We start from the raw sequence: 2,125 nt of genomic DNA, 5'->3' as shown, positions 1-2,125 counted from the left end.
CTCCTTTTATAAGAAGGATAAAGGGCAAGGTCGAGATAATCATCGACAAAGGAACTGACAGTAGTGAAGACAGAATCCATCTCAATATGAGGGAAGAGAGAATGGAGCAGTGGCAAACGGCCCTGAATCGAGTTATAGTGTGTTTGGTAATTTTGTTTATTGATCATGAACATATTTTACCAAAAAAGGCACCTCATCCATTACGGATCAGGTGCCTCTTTTTATTTTTGGACTGTCAGAAATTTAACAGCCCCTTAAAAAGTTATTTTGAGTCTGAAACGGGAGGTATAGGAAATTATGAAAAACTATTTTTTCTCTTCAGCTTTGTCATTGGTTTCAGCTGGTTTTTTCCATTTTCCATAAGTGATCTTTAGCGAATGTGGTCAATGCATCTCTCCACAGTCCCCAGTCATGTGCACCGTCTTTAATATCAAAGGCGAGGTTTGCACCATGATCAGTCAGATATCTGCGAATACCAAATATTGTTTTGTAACGATCCTGTTTTCCAAGTCCGTCATCGGCGATACCACTGACTTCATAAAAACCATCCGCATCTTTCAGCTTAGCGAGTTCTTTTTCAGTAGCTGCGTCCATGATATCAAGACAACCAAAGTTTGGCGTGAAGATACCATAGTAGCCAAACTGATCAGGGGATTTTAAGGCTTCGCTGACAGTGGTGTATCCACCCATGGAAAGACCGGCAAACGCCTTGTCAGCCTTGTCCTTGGATACGCTGCAATTTTCTTCTACATAAGGAATGATAGCTTCAGTAAGGTTTTTATCAATCTTATCCATATCCCATTCGAGTTCCTAGTTATCCATGGTTACGATGATTGTTTTATCAAGCTTACCTTCAGCAATCAGGTTATCGAAGATATTTTTGGCAGAACCGATGGTCATCCATTCAACTTCGTTTCCGCCGCCATGAGACAGGTAAAGTGTCTTATAGGTTTCGTTTTTGTCATAGCCTTCTGGCAGGTAAATACCTAATGGCTTTTCGCTGCCATCAGCAGCCTTGTAATTCACATATTCAACCGTTCCCACTTTTTTTATCGGTACGTGGATAAATGTATTCCTGGCCTTCAAGACAATTATCTTTATCACCTACATAAATCGTTGACCATCCGCAGTCAGAATCACCATTTTTCTCAGGCAGGTTAGACTGATCTTTCAGGATATTGTCCATATCGCCATCTTCTACAAAACCGTAGAAATATTGAGTACCCGGTAAAGGAAGCGTGACTTTGAATGTACCATCATCCTGTTTTTCCATAGGAATAGGCAGATAGCCAGCATCTTTGACTGAGTAACCGGTCTGGAACATGCCATCTTTCTACTCATCAGGCAGGATAGTTTCTACTTCTTCTCCACTAATGAATTTTTTGCCATCTTTTTGATTATAGAAATTGAAGTTTCCGACTAAAGCAACTTCTTTAACGTCTTTAGAAGTTGGTTTATGAGTAAAGGTAACCTGATAATCTGCATCGTTCTTCTTAAAATCTTTATTTTCGCTGACCACAGCAGAGTCTTTTCCTTTTTCATCAGCAGCTAAAACAGGAGCACCCTGAAACAAGGTTAGAGCCAGGGCTGAACAAAGCATAGTACCGGCAGGCAGTTTTGAACATTTCATAGAATTTTCCTCAATTTTTCCTTTTATTAAACCGTTAAGCGACTCAGAAATTGGCAGGTCATGCCTCCCATCCTGCCTAATGGGAAGGCATTAAAGTTGATTAATTTTCTGATCAATGGTTCTGAATTCAGTATATCCTGAACATAAGCGCTTTATTATTTGGAAATTGAGTATATATTTCGTTTTGTGAAATCGGAATTTAAAAAAAATTCAATAAACTGTAGTTCCCAAAAATTTTCTACCTAGACCCTAAATTGAGTTCATCAGGGACTTTAATCTTGAATAACTTATATCCCTGATTTGCTTTCGAATCAGCCTCATGAATAATAATTTTGTCTTCGAATACTGAACAACGTTGATATCCCAGGTTTTGAAACAGACTGATTGGATTCAATTTCTTGGTTCTTTTATTCTCATGATTCAATAGTTCCAACTGGATTCTTTTGACAATCATTGAAGCGATAAAAGTAATCAGAAGATGACCTTTCAGACACT

The 2,125-nt window shown here is 38.6% G+C and carries 3 protein-coding genes and 1 pseudogene; all 4 read right to left on the bottom strand.

The features are described from left to right. Positions 1-336: 336 nt before the first annotated feature. Positions 337-1,026: pseudogene (locus BO222_RS12955) on the bottom strand (alpha/beta hydrolase). 4 nt (positions 1,027-1,030) lie between these two features. Beyond that, positions 1,031-1,324 (bottom strand): hypothetical protein, encoded by a 294-nt coding sequence (locus tag BO222_RS13545; protein WP_075821124.1) that lies wholly within the window; start codon positions 1,322-1,324, stop codon positions 1,031-1,033. Between the two features lie 9 nt (positions 1,325-1,333). Then, positions 1,334-1,630: a hypothetical protein gene (locus BO222_RS12940; RefSeq protein WP_075821123.1), complete on the bottom strand. Its 297-nt coding sequence runs from the start codon at positions 1,628-1,630 to the stop codon at positions 1,334-1,336. 238 nt (positions 1,631-1,868) lie between these two features. Further along, positions 1,869-2,125, bottom strand: a 257-nt coding sequence (locus BO222_RS14210; RefSeq protein WP_233131264.1) for a hypothetical protein, incomplete at its 5' end; no start/stop codon positions are given.

Origin of the sequence: Ileibacterium valens (assembly GCF_001945525.1) — a bacterium.
Lineage (GTDB): Bacteria > Bacillota_I > Bacilli_A > Erysipelotrichales > Erysipelotrichaceae > Ileibacterium > Ileibacterium valens.
Note: the sequence above shows the minus strand (reverse complement) of the source record. Positions and strands in the feature narration are given on the sequence as shown.

What these genes read in the sequence shown, in the direction of transcription:
- BO222_RS13545 (WP_075821124.1), bottom strand. Translation starts at nt 1,324, where the DNA reads ATGTTCCAGACCGGTTACTCAGTCAAAGATGCTGGCTATCTGCCTATT.
- BO222_RS12940 (WP_075821123.1), bottom strand. Translation starts at nt 1,630, where the DNA reads ATGAAATGTTCAAAACTGCCTGCCGGTACTATGCTTTGTTCAGCCCTG.